The 20,381-nt window shown below is 58.6% G+C and carries 19 protein-coding genes; 13 read left to right on the top strand and 6 right to left on the bottom strand.

Features of this window, described 5'->3' with window-relative positions; translation table 11 throughout:
* Positions 1 to 170 precede the first annotated feature (170 nt).
* The 5 genes from def (at position 171) to PG5_RS15220 (ending at position 4,847) form a co-directional block, all read left to right on the top strand.
* Positions 171 to 677 (top strand): peptide deformylase, encoded by a 507-nt coding sequence (def, locus tag PG5_RS15240; RefSeq protein ID WP_008064647.1) that lies wholly within the window; start codon positions 171 to 173, stop codon positions 675 to 677.
* Between the two features lie 69 nt (positions 678 to 746).
* The gene (gene fmt / locus PG5_RS15235; protein ID WP_020798002.1) at positions 747 to 1,706 is read left to right on the top strand and encodes a methionyl-tRNA formyltransferase; all 960 of its coding nucleotides are present in this window, start codon (positions 747 to 749) and stop codon (positions 1,704 to 1,706) included.
* Positions 1,703 to 3,013 carry a 16S rRNA (cytosine(967)-C(5))-methyltransferase RsmB gene (gene rsmB / locus PG5_RS15230; protein WP_020798001.1) on the top strand — a complete coding sequence of 437 codons (1,311 nt, stop codon included), beginning with the start codon at positions 1,703 to 1,705 and terminating at the stop codon, positions 3,011 to 3,013. The genes fmt and rsmB overlap by 4 nt, the downstream gene beginning before the upstream one ends.
* Before the next feature lie 22 nt (positions 3,014 to 3,035).
* On the top strand, positions 3,036 to 4,409 hold the full coding sequence (gene trkA / locus PG5_RS15225; RefSeq protein ID WP_020798000.1) for a Trk system potassium transporter TrkA: 1,374 nt from the start codon (positions 3,036 to 3,038) through the stop codon (positions 4,407 to 4,409).
* 123 nt (positions 4,410 to 4,532) lie between these two features.
* Positions 4,533 to 4,847: a tetratricopeptide repeat protein gene (locus PG5_RS15220; protein WP_020797999.1), complete on the top strand. Its 315-nt coding sequence runs from the start codon at positions 4,533 to 4,535 to the stop codon at positions 4,845 to 4,847.
* A gap of 25 nt (positions 4,848 to 4,872) precedes the next feature.
* Here PG5_RS15220 and PG5_RS15215 read toward each other — a convergent pair whose 3' ends face one another.
* Both PG5_RS15215 and tag read right to left on the bottom strand, forming a co-directional pair.
* A complete protein-coding gene (locus PG5_RS15215) occupies positions 4,873 to 5,760 on the bottom strand; it encodes a lysophospholipid acyltransferase (protein ID WP_020797998.1) in 888 nt (295 codons plus the stop codon).
* Between the two features lie 40 nt (positions 5,761 to 5,800).
* Positions 5,801 to 6,358, bottom strand: a complete 558-nt coding sequence (tag, locus tag PG5_RS15210; protein WP_020797997.1) for a DNA-3-methyladenine glycosylase I — start codon at positions 6,356 to 6,358, stop codon at positions 5,801 to 5,803.
* An 81-nt stretch (positions 6,359 to 6,439) separates the two neighbouring features.
* On the opposite strand from tag, the gene glyQ reads away from it, so the two are divergent.
* From glyQ to PG5_RS15190, 4 genes are all read left to right on the top strand, one after another.
* Positions 6,440 to 7,393 (top strand): glycine--tRNA ligase subunit alpha, encoded by a 954-nt coding sequence (gene glyQ, locus PG5_RS15205; RefSeq protein ID WP_003213601.1) that lies wholly within the window; start codon positions 6,440 to 6,442, stop codon positions 7,391 to 7,393.
* Positions 7,390 to 9,444, top strand: a complete 2,055-nt coding sequence (glyS, locus tag PG5_RS15200) for a glycine--tRNA ligase subunit beta (protein WP_020797996.1) — start codon at positions 7,390 to 7,392, stop codon at positions 9,442 to 9,444. Before glyQ ends, glyS begins: the two co-directional genes overlap by 4 nt.
* 6 nt (positions 9,445 to 9,450) lie before the next feature.
* Positions 9,451 to 9,984, top strand: coding sequence for a D-glycero-beta-D-manno-heptose 1,7-bisphosphate 7-phosphatase (gene gmhB / locus PG5_RS15195; protein WP_020797995.1), 534 nt, complete (start codon positions 9,451 to 9,453; stop codon positions 9,982 to 9,984).
* Positions 9,985 to 10,050: 66 nt separating this feature from the next.
* A complete protein-coding gene (locus tag PG5_RS15190) occupies positions 10,051 to 10,830 on the top strand; it encodes a 1-acyl-sn-glycerol-3-phosphate acyltransferase (RefSeq protein WP_020797994.1) in 780 nt (259 codons plus the stop codon).
* 263 nt (positions 10,831 to 11,093) lie between these two features.
* Here the strand turns inward: PG5_RS15190 and gyrB are convergent, their stop codons facing one another.
* The 4 genes from gyrB to dnaA are packed head-to-tail and all read right to left on the bottom strand — an operon-like array spanning position 11,094 to position 17,300.
* On the bottom strand, positions 11,094 to 13,511 hold the full coding sequence (gene gyrB / locus PG5_RS15185) for a DNA topoisomerase (ATP-hydrolyzing) subunit B (RefSeq protein WP_033041074.1): 2,418 nt from the start codon (positions 13,509 to 13,511) through the stop codon (positions 11,094 to 11,096).
* 5 nt (positions 13,512 to 13,516) lie between these two features.
* Positions 13,517 to 14,620, bottom strand: coding sequence for a DNA replication/repair protein RecF (gene recF, locus PG5_RS15180; protein ID WP_008064628.1), 1,104 nt, complete (start codon positions 14,618 to 14,620; stop codon positions 13,517 to 13,519).
* 20 nt (positions 14,621 to 14,640) lie between these two features.
* A complete protein-coding gene (dnaN, locus tag PG5_RS15175) occupies positions 14,641 to 15,744 on the bottom strand; it encodes a DNA polymerase III subunit beta (RefSeq protein ID WP_020797992.1) in 1,104 nt (367 codons plus the stop codon).
* A 38-nt stretch (positions 15,745 to 15,782) separates the two neighbouring features.
* Positions 15,783 to 17,300, bottom strand: coding sequence for a chromosomal replication initiator protein DnaA (dnaA, locus tag PG5_RS15170; RefSeq protein WP_033041071.1), 1,518 nt, complete (start codon positions 17,298 to 17,300; stop codon positions 15,783 to 15,785).
* 567 nt (positions 17,301 to 17,867) lie between these two features.
* Between dnaA and rpmH the strand changes: the two genes are divergently transcribed.
* Genes rpmH through yidC form a run of 4 tightly spaced genes read left to right on the top strand, consistent with a single transcriptional unit; the run spans position 17,868 to position 20,340 of the window.
* On the top strand, positions 17,868 to 18,002 hold the full coding sequence (rpmH, locus tag PG5_RS33535; RefSeq protein WP_003213577.1) for a 50S ribosomal protein L34: 135 nt from the start codon (positions 17,868 to 17,870) through the stop codon (positions 18,000 to 18,002).
* A gap of 16 nt (positions 18,003 to 18,018) precedes the next feature.
* Positions 18,019 to 18,420 (top strand): ribonuclease P protein component, encoded by a 402-nt coding sequence (gene rnpA / locus PG5_RS33530; RefSeq protein WP_197677877.1) that lies wholly within the window; start codon positions 18,019 to 18,021, stop codon positions 18,418 to 18,420.
* Positions 18,413 to 18,658, top strand: a complete 246-nt coding sequence (yidD, locus tag PG5_RS33525; protein WP_080725322.1) for a membrane protein insertion efficiency factor YidD — start codon at positions 18,413 to 18,415, stop codon at positions 18,656 to 18,658. The genes rnpA and yidD overlap by 8 nt, the downstream gene beginning before the upstream one ends.
* A 2-nt stretch (positions 18,659 to 18,660) precedes the next feature.
* On the top strand, positions 18,661 to 20,340 hold the full coding sequence (yidC, locus tag PG5_RS15160) for a membrane protein insertase YidC (RefSeq protein WP_020797990.1): 1,680 nt from the start codon (positions 18,661 to 18,663) through the stop codon (positions 20,338 to 20,340).
* Positions 20,341 to 20,381 lie beyond the last annotated feature (41 nt).

Here is a 20,381-nt window from a genome sequence, read left to right as displayed (position 1 = left end):
GAATCCCTTTATTATGTACGTTCGCGTAAAACGCCAGAGCCCTCGGTGGCTCGCTCCCCGCTTGCTTATGAAAAGAAGGGAGCTACGTTTTACAACGGTAGCCTGCATCTTCTCCGGAGCAGCCAGGCCATCGACCCGACTTTACTTCACACGTGCAGTAATCAAAGCTTATGGCCATTTTAAACATCCTCGAATTCCCTGACCCGCGCCTGCGTACGATCGCCAAGACAGTGACCGTAGTGGACGACGAAGTGCGTCAGCTGGTCGATGATATGTTTGAAACAATGTATGAAGCGCCAGGCATCGGCCTCGCCGCGACCCAGGTCAACGTGCACAAACGTATCGTCGTGATGGACCTCTCCGAAGACCGCACCGAACCACGGGTGTTCATCAACCCCGAGTTCGAGCCCCTGACCGACGAGATGGAGCAATACCAGGAAGGCTGCCTCTCGGTGCCGGGTTTCTACGAAAACGTCGATCGCCCGCAAAAGGTCAAGGTCAAGGCCCTGGACCGCGATGGCCAGCCATACGAACTGATCGCCGAAGGCCTGCTCGCCGTTTGCATCCAGCACGAATGCGACCACCTCAACGGCAAATTGTTCGTCGACTACCTGTCCACGCTCAAACGTGACCGTATCAAGAAGAAACTGGAAAAACTTCACCGCCAGAATGCTTGATGCCCCTCTTCAAAGGCTTGCTGCGGCAAGCCTTTTTCTTTTCAAGATGCTTTGTAATCGAGAGCTTTCATGACTGAGCCACTGCGCATTGTCTTTGCCGGCACCCCGGAATTCGCCGCCGAACACCTCAAGGCCCTGCTCGCCAGCCCTTACGAGATCGTTGCGGTCTACACCCAGCCGGATCGTCCGGCGGGTCGCGGGCAAAAGCTGATGCCGAGCCCGGTCAAGCAACTCGCCCTTGAAAACAATATTGCGGTGTTACAACCCCCGACCTTGCGCAATGCCGACGCCCAGGCCGAATTGGCCGCACTGAAGCCGGACTTGATGGTGGTGGTTGCCTACGGCCTGATCCTGCCGCAGGTGGTGCTGGATATTCCGCGCCTGGGTTGCATCAATAGCCACGCGTCCCTGCTGCCTCGCTGGCGCGGTGCGGCGCCGATCCAGCGTGCCGTCGAAGCCGGTGACAGCGAAAGCGGCGTGACGGTAATGCGCATGGAAGCCGGCCTCGACACCGGGCCGATGCTGCTGAAAGTCATCACGCCGATCAGCGCCCAGGATACCGGTGGCAGCCTGCACGACCGTCTGGCCGAAATGGGTCCGCCCGCCGTGCTCCAGGCGATTGCCGGCCTCGCCGCCGGTACGCTGGAAGGTGAAGTGCAGGACGACAGCCTGGCCACCTACGCACACAAATTGAACAAGGATGAGGCGCGCATCGACTGGACGCGGCCAGCAGTTGAGCTGGAGCGTCTGGTTCGCGCTTTCAATCCTTGGCCAATCACCCACAGCACACTGAACGGCGAAGCGTTGAAAGTGCTGGCGGCGAACGTGGCCGAAGGGCAGGGCACAGCGGGGGAAGTTCTTGCTGCCAGCAAAGACGGGCTGATCGTTGCCTGCGGTCAGCAGGCCCTGTGCCTGACCCGCCTGCAATTGCCCGGTGGCAAGGCGCTGAACTTCAGTGACCTGTTCAACAGCCGTCGAGAGAAATTCGCCATCGGCACCGTCCTCGGTCAAGCGGTGGACGCTCAATGAACCCGCGTTTGGCCGCCGCCAAGGCACTCGCCGCTGTCCTGAGCGGCAAAGCTTCCCTCAACAGTTCATTGCCGACACAACTGGACAAAGTCGAAGACCGTGATCGCGGTTTCACTCAGGATCTGGCGTTTGGCACCGCTCGCTGGCAGCCGCGCTTATCCGCGCTGGCGGCCAAGCTGCTGCAGAAACCGTTCAAGGCTGCCGACGCCGATGTTGAGGCGCTCTTGCTAGTGGGCCTCTACCAACTGCTCTACACCCGAGTCCCTCCCCACGCCGCGATCGGCGAAACCGTGGGTTGCGCCGACAAGCTGAAAAAACCCTGGGCCAAGGCCTTGCTCAATGCCGTACTGCGCCGCGCGCAACGGGAAAGCGAAACCCTGCTGACCGAGCTGGAACACGACCCGGTAGTGCGCACCGCCCACCCGCGCTGGCTGCAAAAATCGCTCAAAGCCTTCTGGCCCGAGCAATGGGAAGCCATTTGTACGGCGAACAACGCGCACCCGCCCATGATTCTGCGGGTCAACCGCCGCCATCACAGCCGTGATGCCTACCTTGGCCTGCTCAGTGAAGCGGGTATCGCCGCCAATGCATGCGTTTACAGCCGCGATGGCATCATCCTCGATGCAGCCGCCGACGTGCGCAGCCTGCCGGGCTTCGCCGAAGGCTGGATAAGCGTGCAGGACGAAGCGGCACAACTGGCTGCCGATTTGCTGGACCTGGCGCCGGGCCAACGCGTGCTCGACGCTTGCTGTGCACCCGGCGGCAAGACCTGCCATATCCTCGAAGCCGAACCCAAGCTGGCCGGCGTCGTCGCCGTGGACCTTGAAGCCAAACGCCTGGTGCGGGTGCGCGAGAACCTCGAACGCCTGAAATTGAGCGCCGAACTGATCGCCGCCGACGGCCGCGACACCGCCACCTGGTGGGACGGCAAGCCCTTCCAGCGCATCCTCCTCGATGCACCGTGCTCGGCCACCGGCGTGATTCGCCGTCACCCGGACATCAAGCTGACTCGCCAGCCCGATGACATCGCTGCGCTGGCGTTGCTGCAAGGTGAATTGCTGGACGCCCTGTGGATGACGCTGGAAGTCGGCGGCATCCTGCTCTATGCCACCTGTTCCACGCTGCCGACCGAAAACACCGAAGTGATCGAGGCCTTCCTCGCTCGCACCCCGGGCGCCCGCGAACTGGACCTGGCCACGACGGCCGGGATCAAGCAACTCCATGGTCGGCAATTGCTCGCCCAGGAAGGTGGTCACGACGGGTTCTACTACGCCAAGCTGATCAAGATCGCCGCCGCACGCGGCTAAACGGATTCAACGGAGTGACTGGATGAAAATCATCATCCTCGGAGCGGGGCAGGTCGGCGGTTCGCTGGCGGAGCACCTGGCAAGCGAAGCGAATGACATTACCGTGGTCGACACCGATGGCGAACGCCTGCGTGACCTCGGCGACCGACTGGACATCCGTACGGTACAAGGCCGCGGTTCGCTGCCCAGTATTCTGCGCCAGGCTGGCGCCGATGATGCCGACATGCTGGTCGCCGTGACCAGCAGCGATGAAACCAATATGGTGGCCTGCCAGGTTGCCCATACCCTTTTCCATACACCGACCAAGATCGCCCGCGTGCGTGAAGCGGCGTACCTGACCCGCAACGAATTGTTCGACAACGAAGCGATCCCGGTGGATGTGCTGATCAGCCCCGAGCAGGTGGTCACCAACTACATCAAGCGCCTGATCCAGCATCCGGGCGCCTTGCAGGTGATCGACTTCGCCGAGGGCAAGGCGCAGTTGGTTGCGGTGCGGGCCTATTACGGCGGGCCGCTGGTAGGTCAGCAACTGCGCCAGCTGCGTGAACACATGCCGAATGTCGAAACCCGCGTGGCCGCCATTTTCCGTCGCGACCGACCGATCCTGCCCCAGGGCGATACGGTGATCGAAGCGGACGACGAAGTGTTTTTCATCGCCGCTCGGGCGAACATTCGCGCGGTCATGAGTGAAATGCGCCGTCTCGACGAGACCTACAAGCGCATCGTCATCGCCGGTGGCGGGCAAATCGGCGAACGCCTGGCCGAAGCCATTGAAAGCCGTTACCAAGTGAAGATCATCGAGATGAATCCGGCACGCTGCCGACACCTCTCGGACACCCTCGACAGCACCGTGGTGTTGCAGGGCAGCGCTTCGGACCGTGACCTGCTGCTGGAAGAGAACATCGCCGACGCGGACATCTTCCTGGCCCTGACCAACGACGACGAGGCCAACATCATGTCGTCGCTGCTGGCCAAGCGCTTGGGCGCTAAGAAGGTGATGACCATCATCAATAACCCGGCCTACGTCGACCTGATCCAGGGCGGCGACATCGACATCGCCATCAGCCCGCAACTGGCGACCATCGGCACCTTGCTGGCGCACGTGCGTCGCGGCGATATCGTCAGCGTGCACTCATTGCGCCGCGGTGCTGCGGAAGCCATCGAGGCGATTGCGCACGGCGACGCGAAATCGAGCAAGGTGATCGGCAAGGCCATCGAAAACATCGGCTTGCCACCGGGCACGACGATTGGCGCGATTATTCGTGATGAAGAGGTCATTATCGCGCACGATGACACCGTGATCGCCGCCGGCGACCATGTGATCCTGTTCCTTGTGGATAAAAAGCATATTCGCGATGTGGAAAAGCTGTTCCACGTTGGACTCAGCTTCTTCTGACGATCGTTCCCACGCTCTCTGTGGGAATACAGCCCGGGACGCTCCGCGTCCCAAAGCGGACGCAGAGCGTCCATTGAGGCGTTCCCACGTAGAGCGTGGGAACGATCATAAGAGGTGTCACCCATGATCGAATCCCTGGAAAAAATGCTCGCCAAGGGTGTGGATAACTCGTTACTGCGCTTCGGCCTGGGCAAGGGTTACCTGGATCTTGGGGAAAACGCCAAGGCCGTCGAGCATTTCCAGCGCTGCGTCGAGATCGATCCGAAGTACTCGGCCGCCTGGAAACTGTTAGGCAAGGCTCATCTGGCGCTGGCGGATGTCGCGGCTGCGCGACAAGCCTGGGAGAAAGGCCTGGAAGCCGCCCGAAACCACGGCGACAAACAGGCCGAAAAAGAAATGACTGTGTTTCTGAAGAAACTCGACCGTCAGGCGCACTGACTGCAGACAGCCCAAGCCATCCGGTTCAGTACCAGCGTTCTTCACCCGCAGGACGCTTCTTGAAGCGCTTCATGCTCCACATGTACTGGCTCGGATACGCCCGCACATAGCGCTCGACGACCTGGCTCATGGCTGCGCAAGAAGTGGCGGTATCGGTGCTGTACATGGCCTCGGGCGCGGCTTCCAGGATCACCTTGTAGCCCGAACCGTCCGGCAACCGCAGGGCATGCAGGAACACGCCCACCGCTTTGCCACCGGCGAGCATGTTCGGCACAAACTTGCTGGTCAGCGCCTGTACGGCGAAGAACGGCACGAAGATCCCCGCGGATTCGGCCGGTTCCGGGTCGGCTGGAATACCCACCGCACCACCTCTGCGCACTTCCTTGATCACACTGAGGATGCCTTCCTTGGTGGAAGCGGCCACCTTGTTGCCCAGTTGAACCCGTTGCTTTTGCAGCAACTCATCCACCGCCTTCAATTTTGGCGGGCGATAGAAAATGATCGGTTTGCACTGGCTGCAGTAGAAATGGTTGAGCACTTCCCAGTTGCCCAGGTGACTGGTGATGCCCACCACGCCTTTGCCGGAGGCGAGGGCGTCTTTCAATACGTCGAGGCCTTCCACCTCGCGGACCAGGTCGATGGAGCGCTGGGCCGGCCAGATCCAGGCACAGGCGCTTTCAGTCAGGGACTTGCCAATGTCCCGCAAGCTCTGGCCCACCAGGCGCTCACGCTCGGCGGGGTCCATGTCGGGAAAGCACTTGGACAGATTGATCCGCACCACATCGCGGGAACGGTTCGGGGTTTTCCACATGACCCAGCCTATCGCCGAGCCCACGGCTTGAACGGCCCGCCACGGAAGCAGGGCAAACAGCCGCAGAGCGCCTACCAGCAAGGCGCCTTTCAACTTATCCACAGGTCACTCCTGATCTTGTGCTGTGCGCGAGGCGGCCATTCTAACCGCCGTTGACCAGCATCGCGTAGCGATCGCAATCGCGGGTGTGGTCCATGACCATGCCCGATGCCTGCATCAGTGCGTAGCAAATGGTCGGGCCAACGAAGGTGAACCCGGCCTTTTTCAAGCCTTTGCTCATCTCCACTGCCTCGGGTGTGATCGCCGGCACTTCGCTGCGATCCTTGAAATGATTGATCTTCGGCACACCGCCGACAAAGGACCAGAGAAACGCCACCGGATCCTCCAGTGCCATCCAGGCCTGGGCATTGCGTCGGGCCGCATTAAGCTTGAGGCGATTGCGGATGATCCCCGGGTCGAGCATCAGTTCATCGATTTCCGCGTCGCTCATCTGCGCCACGCGCTGGATGTCGAAGCCGTACATCACCCGGCGATAATGCTCGCGCTTGCGCAGCACAGTGATCCAGGAAAGGCCGGCCTGGAACCCTTCGAGCAAAAGCAACTCGAACAATGCCTGCGCATCGCGTAGCGGCGTGCCCCACTCCTGATCGTGATAAGCCATGTACAGCGGATCTTCGGTACACCAAAAGCAGCGTGGCATAGGGCTCCAGGGGGCGTGCGCAGCAACGAATCGGGTATACTCCCGCTCTTTAAATCGCAGCCCAAGAAACAGGTGAATTTCGTGAGCCAGCCTACGCCAGCCGTGCGTACCTTCCAAGACTTGATCCTCGCCCTCCAGCAATACTGGGCCGAGCAAGGTTGTGTGGTACTTCAGCCCTACGATATGGAAGTAGGCGCCGGCACTTTCCACACCGCTACATTCCTGCGCGCCATTGGCCCGGAAACCTGGAACGCCGCTTATGTACAGCCAAGTCGTCGCCCGACTGACGGCCGCTACGGCGAAAACCCGAACCGTCTGCAGCACTACTACCAGTTCCAGGTGGTGCTCAAGCCGAACCCGGACAACTTCCAGGAACTGTACCTGGGCTCCCTCAAGCACGTGGGCCTGGACCCATTGGTGCATGACATTCGGTTCGTCGAAGACAACTGGGAATCGCCGACCCTCGGCGCCTGGGGTCTGGGCTGGGAAGTCTGGCTCAACGGCATGGAAGTGACCCAGTTCACCTACTTCCAGCAAGCGGGCGGCATCGAATGCTACCCGGTAACCGGCGAGATCACTTACGGCCTCGAGCGCCTGGCCATGTACCTGCAAGGCGTGGATTCGGTCTACGACCTGGTCTGGGCTGACGGTCCGTTCGGCAAAGTGACCTACGGCGACGTGTTCCACCAGAATGAAGTGGAGCAGTCGACCTACAACTTTGAACACGCCAACGTCGAGAAGCTGTTCGAATTGTTCGATTTCTACGAAAGCGAAGCCAAGCGCCTGATCGAACTCGACCAGCCGCTGCCGTTGCCAAGCTACGAAATGGTGTTGAAGGCGTCCCACACCTTCAACCTGCTGGATGCGCGCCGGGCGATTTCCGTGACCGCGCGTCAGCAATACATCCTGCGCGTTCGCACCCTGGCGCGTTCCGTTGCGCAAGCCTACCTGCTGGCTCGCGCCAAGCTGGGCTTCCCGATGGCGACCCCGGACCTGCGTGACGAAGTACTGGCCAAGCTGGAGGCTGCACAATGAGTGCTCTGGATTTTCTGGTTGAATTGGGCACTGAAGAACTGCCACCCAAGGCCCTGAACACCCTGGCCGAGGCATTCCTTGCCGGTATCGACAAGGGCCTGCAAGCTGCCGGCCTGAACTACGAGACCAAAACCGTATACGCCGCGCCACGCCGTCTGGCGGTGCTGATCACCTCGCTGGCCACCCAGCAGCCGGATCGCAGCATCAACCTCGATGGCCCGCCACGCCAGGCCGCGTTCGATGCCGAAGGCAACCCGACTCAAGCGGCACTGGGCTTTGCCAAGAAATGCGGGGTCGACCTGAGCGAAATCGATCAGAGCGGTCCGAAACTGCGTTACAGCCAGAGCATTGCCGGCAAGCCGACCGCGAGCCTGCTGCCGACCATCGTCGAAGATTCGTTGAACGACCTGCCGATCCCTAAACGCATGCGTTGGGGGGCGCGCAAGGAAGAATTCGTGCGTCCGACCCAATGGCTGGTGATGCTGCTCGGCGACCAGGTCATCGATTGCACCATCCTTGCCCAGAAGTCCGGCCGCGATTCCCGTGGTCACCGCTTCCACCATCCAGAAAGCGTGCGCATCGGTTCGCCGTCCAGCTACCTGGCCGACCTGCGTGCCGCTTACGTGCTGGCCGACGCCAACGAGCGTCGCGACATTATCAGCAAGCGCACCGAAGAGCTGGCCACCCGCCAGGAAGGCACGGCAATCGTTCCACCAGCCTTGCTCGATGAAGTGACCGCGCTGGTCGAGTGGCCGGTGCCGCTGGTGTGCTCGTTCGAGGAGCGTTTCCTCGACGTGCCGCAAGAAGCGCTGATCACCACCATGCAGGATAACCAGAAGTACTTCTGCCTGCTGGATGCTGAAGGCAAGTTGCTGCCACGTTTCATTACCGTGGCCAACATCGAAAGCAAAGACCCGCAGCAGATCATCGCCGGTAACGAAAAAGTAGTTCGCCCACGCCTGACTGACGCCGAGTTCTTCTTCAAGCAAGACAAGAAGCAGAAGCTCGAAGAATTCAACCAGCGTCTGCAGAACGTTGTGTTCCAGGAAAAACTCGGCAGCGTCTACGACAAGGCCGAGCGCGTTTCCAAGCTCGCCGCCTACATCGCTGCGCGCATCGGCGGCAACGCTTCGTGGGCCGCTCGTGCAGGCTTGCTGTCGAAATGCGACCTGGCCACCGAAATGGTCGGCGAGTTCCCGGAGATGCAAGGTGTCGCCGGCTACTACTACGCCCTCAATGACGGCGAGCCGGAAGATGTCGCCCTGGCCCTGAACGAACAATACATGCCGCGCGGTGCCGGTGCCGAATTGCCTGCCACCCTGACCGGTGCGGCCGTGGCCATCGCCGACAAGCTCGACACCCTCGTGGGGATTTTCGGGATCGGCATGCTGCCGACCGGTAGCAAAGACCCCTACGCCCTGCGCCGTGCCGCACTGGGCGTGCTGCGTATCCTGATCGAGAAACAACTGGATCTGGACCTGAACGACGCCGTGGCTTTCGCCGTGAATGCGTTCGGTTCCAAGGTCAAGGCTGCCGGCCTCAACGATGCCGTACTGGAATTCATCTTCGACCGTCTGCGTGCTCGTTATGAGGATGAAGGCGTCGATGTGGCCACCTACCTGTCGGTTCGTGCCTTGAATCCGGGCTCGGCCCTGGACTTCGACCAGCGCGTGCAAGCGGTGCAGGCTTTCCGCAAGTTGCCGGAAGCGGCGGCCCTGGCGGCGGTGAACAAGCGCGTATCGAACTTGCTGAGCAAGGTCGAAGGCTCGGTGCCGACCGTGGTGGAAGCCAAGTACTTCGACAATGCCAACGAGTTCTCCCTGTACTCGGCGATCCAGCAGGCTGACCAGGCTGTCCAGCCTATGGCCGCGGCACGTCAGTACAGTGAATCGCTGGCTCGCCTGGCCGCCTTGCGCGAGCCGGTGGATGCGTTCTTCGAAGCGGTGATGGTCAATGCGGAAGACGCCAATGTGCGCGCCAACCGTTATGCACTGCTGGCGCGCCTGCGTGGCTTGTTCCTCGGCGTCGCCGATATTTCGTTGCTGGGGTAAGACTGTTTGAAACTGCTGATTCTCGATCGGGACGGGGTGATCAATTACGACTCCGACGCTTACATCAAGTCGGTGGAGGAGTGGATTCCACTCCCCGGTTCGATCGAAGCCATCGCGCAGTTGAGCAAGGCTGGCTGGACGGTGGCGGTTGCCACCAACCAGTCGGGCATCGCTCGCGGCTATTACGATCTCGCCACCCTGGAAGCCATGCACGAGCGCTTGCGCTCACTGGTGGCCGAGCAGGGTGGTGAAGTCGGCCTGATCGTCTACTGCCCGCACGGGCCGGACGACGGCTGCGATTGCCGTAAACCCAAACCCGGGATGTTGAAAAGCATCGCCGCACATTACAACGTATCGCTGACTGATCTATGGTTTGTCGGCGATAGTCTCGGTGACCTGGAAGCCGCCAAAGCCGTCGATTCTCAGCCAGTTTTAGTTAAGACCGGGAAAGGCGAAAAGACTTTGGGCAAGACCCTACCGGCAGGCACTTTGATTTTCGACGATCTGGCGGCGATTGCCGCAGAACTTATCCACAATTAGAGCGCTTTCGACAGATCGGGAGTGCGCTTGAACAGTCGGGCAGTGCCCGTAACGGTAAACGTCGCCATGTCGATACTGCAGGCCATCAGAACATTTCTCTTTTACCTGCTGCTGGGCACCAGTTCCCTGCTGTGGTGCAGCCTGAGTTTTTTTATCGCGCCCTTTCTGCCGTTCAAGGCGCGCTATCGGTTCATCAACGTGTATTGGTGCCGCTGCGCCTTGTGGCTGAGCAAGGTGTTCCTGGGCATTCGCTATGAAGTGAAGGGTGCCGAAAACGTTCCGGCACAGCCCTGCGTGATTCAGTCGAACCACCAGAGCACCTGGGAGACGTTCTTCCTCTCGGCCTATTTCGAGCCCTTGAGCCAGGTCCTCAAGCGCGAACTGCTCTACGTGCCTTTCTTCGGCTGGGCCATGGCCATGCTGCGCCCGATCGCCATCGACCGGGACAACCCGAAAGCGGCACTCAAGCACGTCGCCAAGAAAGGCGATGAATTGCTCAAGGATAACGTCTGGGTGCTGATTTTCCCCGAAGGCACGCGCGTTCCCTACGGCACCATCGGCAAATTCTCGCGAGGCGGTACGGCGTTGGCCGTTAATGCCGAGCTACCGGTGCTGCCGATTGCACACAACGCTGGCAAGTTCTGGCCAAAAAACGGTTGGGCGAAGAAGCAGGGTGTCATCACCGTGATCATCGGCGCGCCGATGTATGCCGAAGGAAGCGGACCACGCGCCATCGCCGATTTGAACGATCGGGTTCAGGCCTGGAACGAGCAGATGCAGCGGGAAATGGGCTCTCTGCCACCGACTCCACAAGCACCTGCTGCCAACGATCAGGTGGCTGTCTGAGGTTCTGTGGATAACCTGTGTACCGTTTGTGAGAAAAGTGCTGTTTTTTGATTCTAACTTGATGATTTATATAGATATTTCTTAAACCGTAAAAAAACCAAAAAACGTGCATAAGTTTTTTTTGGGCGCAAAAAAACCGGCTGATATAGCCGGTTTTTTTATGCCTGTAATGTGGGTGTTTCACACTTGCAGAGGATTTACTTTTTTCCACAAAAAGGCCAACGCGCGACGTTGGCCTTTTTCGTTTGGCGATTGAACCGGGATCAGAAATCCAGGTTGGAAACCGCCAGGGCGTTGCTTTCGATGAAGTCACGGCGAGGCTCGACCGCATCACCCATCAGGGTGTTGAAGATCTGGTCCGCGCCAATGGCGTCCTCGATGGTTACTTTCAGCATCCGGCGAACGCTTGGGTCCATGGTGGTTTCCCACAGCTGGTCCGGGTTCATTTCACCCAGTCCTTTGTATCGCTGAATGGTGTGGCGCTTGGTGCTTTCAGCCATCAACCATTCCAGGGCTTCCTTGAACTCGGTGACCGCTTTCTTACGCTCGCCACGCTGGATGTACGCTCCATCGTCGAGCAGAGTGCTCAACTGAGCGCCCAGTGATACGACGGTCTTGTAGTCGTTGCTACCGAAGAAGTCGCGGTTGAACGTGACGTAGTTCGACAGGCCGTGGGAGATCAGCTCGACCTCTGGCAGCCAGACATTACGCTCACGGTCTTCACGCAGGCTGGCCTTGTAGACCAGGCCAGACTTCTCGACGGTGCGCAGACGCACTTCATACTGGGCCAGCCAATCCTGCATCGCTGCGTGATCGGACAGTTGCTCCAGGCTCACGGCCGGCAGGTAGATGAAGTGCTCCGTCAGTTCCTGTGGGTACAGGCGCGACAGACGCTTGAGGGTCTTCATCACCAGGCGGAAGTCATTCACCAGGCGCTCAAGGGCTTCGCCGGAGATACCCGGTGCCTCTTCATTCAGGTGCAGGCTCGCATCTTCCAGGGCCGACTGCGTCATGTACTCTTCCATGGCGTCGTCGTCTTTGATGTATTGCTCTTGCTTGCCCTTCTTGACCTTGTACAGCGGTGGCTGGGCAATATAGATGTAGCCGCGCTCGATCAACTCTGGGAGCTGACGGAAGAAGAACGTCAGCAGCAGGGTACGAATGTGCGAACCGTCGACGTCAGCATCGGTCATGATGATGATGTTGTGATAACGCAACTTGTCGATGTTGTACTCTTCGCGACCGATGCCGCAGCCGAGCGCGGTGATCAAGGTGCCCACTTCCTGGGACGAGATCATCTTGTCGAAACGTGCCTTCTCGACGTTCAGGATCTTACCCTTGAGCGGGAGGATCGCCTGGGTCTTGCGGTTGCGTCCCTGCTTGGCGGAGCCGCCAGCAGAGTCACCTTCCACGAGGTACAGTTCGGAGAGGGCAGGGTCCTTTTCCTGGCAGTCAGCCAGTTTGCCCGGCAGGCCGGCGATGTCCAGCGCGCCTTTGCGGCGGGTCATCTCACGGGCCTTGCGCGCCGCTTCACGAGCACGTGCCGCGTCGATCATCTTGCCGACAACCAGCTTGGCTTCGTTCGGGTTTTCCAGCAGGAAGTCGGAGAAGTACTTGCCCATTTCCTGTTCGACCGCGGTCTTCACTTCGGAAGAAACCAGCTTGTCCTTGGTCTGGGAGCTGAACTTCGGATCCGGCACTTTTACCGAAATGATCGCGGTCAGGCCTTCACGGGCATCGTCACCGGTGGTCGCGACCTTGTGCTTCTTCGCCAGGCCTTCGGCTTCGATATACGTATTGAGGTTACGCGTCAGGGCGGAACGGAAACCCACCAGGTGAGTACCGCCATCGCGCTGCGGAATGTTGTTGGTGAAGCACAACAGGTTCTCGTTGAAGCTGTCGTTCCACTGCAGGGCGATTTCTACGCCGATGCCGTCTTCGCGCTGGATGTTGAAATGGAACACCTGGTTGACCGGGGTCTTGTTGGTGTTCAGGTATTCAACGAACGCGCGCAAGCCGCCTTCGTACTTGAACAGTTCTTCCTTGCCGCTGCGCTCATCCTTGAGGACGATGCCGACACCGGAGTTGAGGAAGGACAGTTCACGAATCCGCTTGGCCAGGATGTCCCAGCTGAAGTGGATGTTCTTGAAGGTTTCGCTGGAAGCCTTGAAGTGGATCTGGGTGCCGGTGGTTTCGCTGTCGCCAACGATCTTCATCGGTTCCTGCGGAACACCATGGACGTAGGTCTGTTCCCAGATCTTGCCGCTACGGCGAACGGTGAGGACGAGCTCTTCAGACAGTGCGTTCACTACCGACACGCCTACACCGTGCAGGCCGCCGGATACCTTGTAGGAGTTGTCATCGAACTTACCGCCGGCGTGCAGCACGGTCATGATGACCTCGGCTGCCGAAACGCCTTCTTCCTTGTGCACGTCTACCGGGATGCCACGACCGTTGTCTTTGACGGTGATGGATTCATCCGGGTGAATGATGATGCTGATGTCGTCGCAGTGGCCGGCGAGCGCTTCGTCGATCGAGTTATCGACCACCTCGAACACCATGTGGTGCAGACCGCTGCCATCGTCGGTGTCACCAATGTACATACCGGGACGTTTGCGTACGGCATCCAGGCCTTTCAGCACTTTAATGCTCGTTGAGTCGTACGTATTTTCTTCGCTCAATGCCTTCACTCCCGATGGTCGTGGGTCTGGGTGATACGGCCCTGTTCCACGTGGAACAGGGCGACTGGCGTTTCCGTCTGCCAGCCTTCCCTCAATAATTCGTGGTCTACACAGGTGATAAACACCTGGCAGCGTAAGTCTTCCAGCAAGCGGCAAAGCGCACGGCGATGCTGCTCGTCCAGTTCGGACGGCAAGTCATCCACCAGATAAATACACTGACCGCGTCGGGCCTGGCTGACCAGGTGACCTTGGGCAATCCGCAATGCGCAGACCACCAACTTTTGCTGTCCTCGGGACAGGATGTCCGCGGCATTGTGAGCGCCCAATCTGAGGCGCAAATCAGCTCGTTGCGGTCCTGCCTGGGTATGCCCCATCTGCTGATCCCGCTGAAGGGATCCGGCGAGCACAGCGCTCAGTTCACGGTCTTTGTCCCAGCCCCGGTAATAGCTGAGCGTTAGGCCCTCAAGCTCAACCAGTTCGCTCAAGGTCTGTTCAAACACCGGTTTCAAGGCTTTGATATAGGCGCGGCGGTATTCATCTATTTCAGCGCTGGCCTGGCACAGCTCCCTGTCCCAAACCGCTTGCGAAACGGCGTCAAGTGTACCATGCCGCAGCCAAGAGTTTCTCTGGCGCAGGGCCTTCTGCAGGCGTTGCCAGGTAGACATGAACCGAGGTTCCACGTGGAACACGCCCCAGTCGAGGAACTGTCGGCGAATCTTCGGCGCCCCCTCCAGCAAGCGGAAGCTGTCCGGGTTGATCAATTGCAGCGGCAGGATCTCGGCCAGTTGCGCCGCGCTACGCGCGTTCTGCCCGTCGATCCGGATCTGGAACTCCCCCTGGCGGTCCCGCGAAATGCCCAAGGCGCTGTGTCCGCCTTCGGCGAGTTCGACCTGGCCGAATACCGTGCACGCCAATTGTTCGTATTGAATGACAGGTAACAGGCGGGTGCTGCGAAACGAACGCGCGAGCCCCAGCAGATGAATGGCTTCCAGGACACTGGTTTTGCCGCTGCCGTTGGCGCCGTAAAGAATATTGATTCGGGGGGAGGGGGAGAAGGTCACCGGATGCAGATTGCGCACCGCGGTGACCGAGACGCGACTTAAGGACATCTAGCTTCTGCTGAACATGATTACAGGCGCATCGGCATGACGACGTAGGCCGAGTCGTCGTTGTCGGACTCTTGTACCAGCGCACTGCTGTTAGAGTCGGACAGGATCAGGCGAACCTGCTCGGTGGTCATCACGCCCAATACGTCGAGCAAGTAGCTAACGTTAAAGCCGATTTCCAGGGAGCCGCCGTTGTACTCTACGCCAACTTCTTCTTCCGCTTCCTCCTGCTCCGGGTTGTTCGCCTGGATCTTCAGCTGACCAGGGGCCAGTTGCAGGCGGATGCCGCGGTATTTCTCGTTGGACAGGATCGCCGTGCGGCTGAATGCCTCGCGCAGCGCCTGACGATCACCCAACACCAGCTTGTCCCCGCCTTTTGGCAGAACACGCTCGTAGTCCGGGAATTTGCCGTCAACCAATTTCGAGGTGAAGGTGAACTCACCGGTAGTTGCGCGAATGTGGTGCTGACCCAGGACGATGCTGACGATACCGTCCGGCTCGGTCAGCAAACGTGCCAGTTCAAGGATACCCTTGCGCGGCACAATCACCTGATGGCGGTCCGGCTGGCCGATATCAGCCTGCATCGAACACATCGCCAAGCGGTGACCATCGGTGGCCACGGCGCGAATAACGCCTGCCGAGACTTCCAGCAGCATGCCGTTGAGGTAGTACCGTACGTCCTGCTGGGCCATGGCGAAGCTGGTGCGTTCGATCAGGCGACGCAGTTTGGATTGTTCCAGGCTGCACGTCAGCGAACCCGGACCTTCTTCCACAGTAGGGAAATCGTTGGCTGGCAAGGTCGAGAGGGTGAAGCGGCTTCGACCGGCCTTCACTACCAGCTTCTGTTCATCGACCTTGATGTCGATCAGCGCGTCGTTCGGCAGGCTTTTGCAGATATCCATCAGTTTACGTGCAGGCACAGTGATGGAACCTGTTTCAGCAGGCTCTTCGAGCTGCACTCGACCAACCAGCTCGACTTCAAGGTCGGTACCGGTCAGCGACAATTGCTGGCCTTCGACAACCAGCAGCACGTTGGAGAGCACCGGCAAGGTCTGTCGGCGCTCGACGACGCCTGCGACCAGTTGCAGGGGTTTCAACAGGGCTTCGCGTTGAATGGTGAAATGCATGGTCTAGTCCCTTGCCTTAAAAGCTGCGCTGGTGTTCATCAAGTGGTCAGTGTACGCAGCAGGTTCTTGTAGTCCTCGCGGATGTCCGCGTCGGATTCCTTAAGTTCGTTGATCTTGCGGCAGGCGTGCAAAACAGTCGTGTGGTCACGCCCACCAAACACATCACCGATTTCCGGCAAGCTGTGGTTGGTCAGTTCCTTGGACAACGCCATGGCGACCTGACGTGGGCGGGCAACCGAACGTGAACGACGTTTGGACAGCAAATCCGAGATCTTGATCTTGTAGTACTCGGCGACGGTGCGCTGAATGTTATCCACAGAGACCAGTTTGTCTTGCAGCGCCAACAAATCCTTCAGGGACTCGCGGATCAGCTCAATGGTGATATCGCGACCCATGAAGTGCGAATGGGCGATCACGCGTTTGAGCGCACCTTCCAGTTCACGGACGTTGGAGCGAATGCGTTGGGCAATGAAGAACGCTGCATCGTGGGGCAGATCGACTTTGGCCTGGTCGGCTTTCTTCATCAGGATCGCGACACGGGTTTCCAGTTCCGGCGGCTCTACAGCCACCGTGAGGCCCCAGCCGAAGCGAGACTTCAGGCGCTCTTCAAGGCCTTCAATTTCTTTCGGGTAGCGGTCACTGGTAAGAATGACCTGCTGGCCACCTTCAAGCAGAGCGTTGAAGGTGTGGAAAAACTCTTCCTGGGAACGTTCCTTGCGGGCGAAGAATTGAATGTCATCGATGAGCAATGCATCCACCGAACGGTAGAAGCGCTTGAATTCATTGATCGCGTTCAACTGCAGAGCCTTGACCATGTCGGCCACGAAGCGCTCGGAATGCAGGTACACGACCTTGGCGTTCGGATTCTTCTTTAATAGGTGGTTACCCACAGCGTGCATCAAGTGGGTTTTACCCAAGCCTACACCGCCATAAAGGAACAACGGGTTGTAACCGTGCTTGGGGTTGTCCGCCACTTGCCAGGCTGCGGCCCGGGCCAGTTGGTTGGACTTACCCTCAACAAAGTTCTCGAAGGTAAAGGTGCGGTTCAGGTAGCTGGTGTGCTTGAGCGCGCCTTCAACCTGGACGGTACGTTGCTCGGCGCGAACCGGAGCCTGTTGCGAACTGGCGCCGGCCATGGGGTCGAAGCTGTCACGCGAAGGTTCTTGCTCGCTGACTTCAGCGGGCTTGGGCGTCGAACGCTTGTTCGATGGTGCAGGAGGTGGCACAGCTGCAGGCGCGGCAGCAGCCTGAACCTGGGAGGCCGCCGCTGCGGCCAGTGGCGCATTCGGCGCAGCGCGCGGAGCGGAACTGCGTTTGCTGCCTATTAATAAGGAAAGCGCAGGCGCCATACCGTTGCCGTGCTCGTCGAGCAATTCCAGGACGCGACTCAGGTATTTCTCGTTGACCCAGTCCAGGACGAAACGGTTGGGTGCATAGACACGCAACTCGTCGCCTTCGGCTTCGACCTGTAGTGGACGGATCCAAGTGTTGAATTGTTGGGCAGGCAGCTCATCGCGCAAAAGCTCCACGCACTGCTGCCAAAGTTCCACTGACACGGAGATCCCCTAAGTTGAAAGCCGGTGAGGCAAAAACAAGCGGCCATTGTAACGGCCAGACGCCGACTTATCCACACGTAGGTGAGTCGTGCACCGAGAAGAATCAAGGTTCCATACGGTAAAAAGACGACCAATGGTCTGTGCATAAGGTCTGTGGATAACCCCCTCTAAGCTCATTGCACAAGTGGGGGCGAAACTCGGTGGATAACCTGCCTGTGGATAAGGCTGCCTTTCACACACAGGTTTTCCGACAGTGCAGCACAGGCTGAACACGGTTTTCCACTGTAGTTGTCATTCTCTGTACAGCGTGTAAGACAAGGGCTTAAGGCAGTTATCCACAGATGAGGGTCGCCCTAGCCTTTATAAGCTTTACAGAAAAGCTTTAAATACTTTCCTTCTTTATTTTTATGTTTGTCGAAGGATCAGGGTCGGAGAAAACCTCTGGAGATCTATTTATAAGGAAACGTTGGTTGGAAATTGACCTAGAGGCTTGCTTTCTCTAGAATCCCCGGTCTCTTAAAACGGGGGCCATTCCGGCCCGTTGTGGACGAACCAGGTAACACGACAATGAAACGTACTTTCCAACCAAGCACTATCAAACGCGCTCGTACCCACGGTTTCCGTGCTCGCATGGCTACCAAGAACGGCCGTGCCGTTCTGTCGCGTCGTCGCGCCAAAGGTCGTGCGCGTCTGGCAGTTTGATAAGCCGGCACTGGAGGTGAGTCAGGACTTCAGTCGGGAAAAGCGTCTGCTTACTCCCCGGCATTTCAAGGCAGTCTTTGACTCCCCTACCGGCAAGGTACCGGGGAAAAATCTCCTGCTCCTTGCGCGCAACAACGATCTTGATCACCCCCGTCTCGGGCTGGTTATCGGGAAAAAGAGCGTAAAGCTCTCCGTCGAGCGCAATCGCCTCAAACGTCTGATGCGCGAATCGTTTCGCCTGAACCAGGATTTGCTGGTCGGCTGGGACATCGTTATCGTCGCGCGCAAAGGTTTGGGTGACGTAGAAAACCCCGAATTGATTCAGCATTTCGGCAAACTCTGGAAGCGTCTGGCACGCAGCACGCCGGTACCAGCAGTCAAAACCGAAACTGTAGGGGTAGACAGTCCAGATGCGTAAACTGGCACTCGTTCCGATCCAGTTTTATCGCTACGCCATTAGTCCCCTAATGGCCAGTCACTGTCGTTTCTACCCCAGTTGTTCCTGCTACGCGTTAGAAGCCATTGAAAATCATGGCCTTCTGCGCGGTGGCTGGCTGACCTTTCGTCGTTTAGGTCGCTGTCATCCGTGGAATCCCGGTGGTTATGACCCGGTTCCATCTATCCCTACCTCCCGTTCTTCTTCGATGGCCGAGTAATCATGGATATCAAACGCACGATCCTGATCGTCGCCCTGGCAATCGTGTCCTACGTTATGGTTCTTAAATGGAACCAGGACTATGGCCAAGCTGCCTTGCCGACTCAGAATGTTGCTTCCAGTACGACCGCACCGGGCCTCCCGGATACGGCCACTGGCAATAAAGCGTCCGTCAGTGACGACATTCCACACGCCGCAAACGATACCAGCGCACCTGCCGAAACTCCGGTTGCTGCAAGCACCGACCTCATCCAGATCAAAACGGATGTGCTCGATCTGGCCATCGATCCTCAAGGTGGTGATGTCGCCCAACTGAGATTGCCGCTGTATCCACGTCGCCAGGACCATCCGGAAATTCCATTCCAGTTGTTCGACAACGGCAACGAGCGGACTTATCTGGCGCAAAGTGGCCTGATTGGCAGCAACGGCCCGGATGCAAGTCCTGCCGGTCGTCCGGTTTACTCGGCGGAGAAGAAGGTTTATCAACTGGCTGATGGCCAGGACCAACTGGTCGTGGACCTGAAGTTCAGCAAGGACGGCGTCAACTACATCAAGCGTTTCACCCTGAAACGCGGCCTGTATGACGTAACCGTTTCCTACCTGATCGACAACCAGAGCGCACAGCCCTGGTCCGGTGCAATGTTTGCGCAATTGAAGCGTGACGCCAGCTCCGATCCATCTTCCAGCACCGCCACTGGCACCGCGACTTATCTGGGCGCTGCCCTGTGGACAAGTAACGAGCCGTACAAAAAAGTGTCGATGAGCGACATGGATAAGGCTCAGCTGAAAGAAACCGTCACCGGTGGTTGGGTTGCCTGGTTGCAACACTACTTCGTGACCGCGTGGATTCCGGCGAAGGGCGAAAACAACGTCGTCCAGACCCGTAAAGACAGCAAAGGCAACTACATCATCGGTTACACCGGTCCTTCGTTGACCGTTGCTCCGGGTGCCAAGGCTGAAACCAGCGCTGTGCTGTACGCCGGTCCGAAAAGCCAGGCTGTCCTGAAAGAGTTGTCCCCAGGCCTGGAACTGACCGTCGACTACGGCATCCTGTGGTTTATCGCGCAACCGATCTTCTGGCTGCTGCAACACATCCACGCGATTGTGGGTAACTGGGGCTGGTCGATCATCTTCCTGACCATGCTGATCAAGGGGATCTTCTTCCCTCTGTCGGCTGCCAGCTACAAATCCATGGCGCGCATGCGTGCAGTAGCACCGAAACTGGCTGCACTGAAAGAGCAACATGGCGATGACCGGCAGAAAATGTCGCAAGCCATGATGGAGCTGTACAAGAAAGAGAAGATCAATCCGCTGGGTGGTTGCTTGCCAATCCTCGTGCAGATGCCGGTATTCCTTTCGCTGTACTGGGTTCTGCTGGAAAGCGTTGAAATGCGCCAGGCGCCGTTCATGCTGTGGATTACCGACCTGTCGATCAAGGATCCGTTCTTCATTCTGCCGATCATCATGGGTGCAACCATGTTCATCCAGCAGCAGTTGAACCCGACTCCACCGGATCCGATGCAGGCCAAGGTGATGAAGCTGATGCCAATCATCTTCACCTTCTTCTTCCTGTGGTTCCCGGCTGGTCTGGTGCTGTACTGGGTAGTGAACAACTGCCTGTCGATCGCCCAACAGTGGTACATCACTCGTAAGATCGAAGCAGCTGCCAAAGCGACTGCCTGACTTACACTGTGGGTAACCACTCAAAACGCCCCCTAGTGGGG

The organism is Pseudomonas sp. G5(2012), from assembly GCF_000408945.1.
Classification (GTDB): Bacteria; Pseudomonadota; Gammaproteobacteria; order Pseudomonadales; family Pseudomonadaceae; genus Aquipseudomonas; species Aquipseudomonas umsongensis.
The sequence above is the reverse complement of the archived record's forward strand: the minus strand, read 5'-3'. Positions and strand labels throughout refer to the sequence as shown.

Bases quoted from the DNA above. Each gene is read 5' to 3' on its own strand.
- recF (WP_008064628.1), bottom strand. From the start codon at position 14,620: ATGTCCTTAAGTCGCGTCTCGGTCACCGCGGTGCGCAATCTGCATCCG.
- trkA (WP_020798000.1), top strand. From the start codon at position 3,036: ATGAAAATCATCATCCTCGGAGCGGGGCAGGTCGGCGGTTCGCTGGCG.
- tag (WP_020797997.1), bottom strand. From the start codon at position 6,358: ATGCCACGCTGCTTTTGGTGTACCGAAGATCCGCTGTACATGGCTTAT.
- rsmB (WP_020798001.1), top strand. From the start codon at position 1,703: ATGAACCCGCGTTTGGCCGCCGCCAAGGCACTCGCCGCTGTCCTGAGC.
- fmt (WP_020798002.1), top strand. From the start codon at position 747: ATGACTGAGCCACTGCGCATTGTCTTTGCCGGCACCCCGGAATTCGCC.
- dnaN (WP_020797992.1), bottom strand. From the start codon at position 15,744: ATGCATTTCACCATTCAACGCGAAGCCCTGTTGAAACCCCTGCAACTG.
- PG5_RS15220 (WP_020797999.1), top strand. From the start codon at position 4,533: ATGATCGAATCCCTGGAAAAAATGCTCGCCAAGGGTGTGGATAACTCG.
- PG5_RS15190 (WP_020797994.1), top strand. From the start codon at position 10,051: ATGTCGATACTGCAGGCCATCAGAACATTTCTCTTTTACCTGCTGCTG.
- def (WP_008064647.1), top strand. From the start codon at position 171: ATGGCCATTTTAAACATCCTCGAATTCCCTGACCCGCGCCTGCGTACG.
- yidD (WP_080725322.1), top strand. From the start codon at position 18,413: ATGCGTAAACTGGCACTCGTTCCGATCCAGTTTTATCGCTACGCCATT.
- glyS (WP_020797996.1), top strand. From the start codon at position 7,390: ATGAGTGCTCTGGATTTTCTGGTTGAATTGGGCACTGAAGAACTGCCA.
- yidC (WP_020797990.1), top strand. From the start codon at position 18,661: ATGGATATCAAACGCACGATCCTGATCGTCGCCCTGGCAATCGTGTCC.
- rpmH (WP_003213577.1), top strand. From the start codon at position 17,868: ATGAAACGTACTTTCCAACCAAGCACTATCAAACGCGCTCGTACCCAC.